The sequence below is a fragment of the Vibrio sp. 1401 genome, from assembly GCF_033340295.1.
On the sequence record NZ_JAWOWF010000522.1, the window covers coordinates 1 to 616 of the forward strand.

The following is a 616-nucleotide window of genomic DNA, read 5'->3' on the forward strand; positions in this document are numbered from 1 at the left end:
CTTCATCCGGGTCTCACTGTCGATATGTCGCTCGATAATCGCTTTGTTGATCTTGTCGCCGATGGTTACGATTTGGTCATCCGAACCGGTTACTTGGAAGACTCCAGTTTAATTGCTCGGCATATACTCGACTCTCAATGGGTGGTATGCGCATCGCCTTCTTATATTGCTAAAAACGGCAAACCTATCGAACCTATCGATCTGACTTCGCACAACTGTTTGCAATACGCTTATCAAACCACCGGTGCATCGGAGTGGGAATTTAAGAGTGACGAAGGCAATTATATTGTTCGAGTCTCTGGAAGCTTTTCAACCGACAATGCCACCGCTCTGCGCAAAGCAGCATTAGGCGGACACGGCATTGCGTATGTGCCTCGCTGTTTGGTGTACCACGATATTCGTAATGGCCAGCTGGTGGATATTTTCCCCGAACTGGTCGGCAAAAAGCTGGGCATTTACGCGGTATATCCGTTTACGCGTCAGCCGCCGAATAAGGTTAAGCTGCTCATCGAGCACATTCGCGAACGTTACCTCACCATTTCTCATTACTTCTAGGTGCTTCATATTGTTTGTATTTTTTTGTTGAATTTCGCCACTTGAGCCCTAATCTAGCTAT

At 46.9% G+C, this 616-nt stretch carries 1 protein-coding gene; it reads left to right on the top strand.

Annotated features, from left to right (window positions below):
- On the top strand, nucleotides 1-555 hold a 555-nt coding region (locus tag R7Z77_RS26610; RefSeq protein ID WP_318137204.1), incomplete at its 5' end, for a substrate binding domain-containing protein.
- Nucleotides 556-616: the final 61 nt, after the last annotated feature.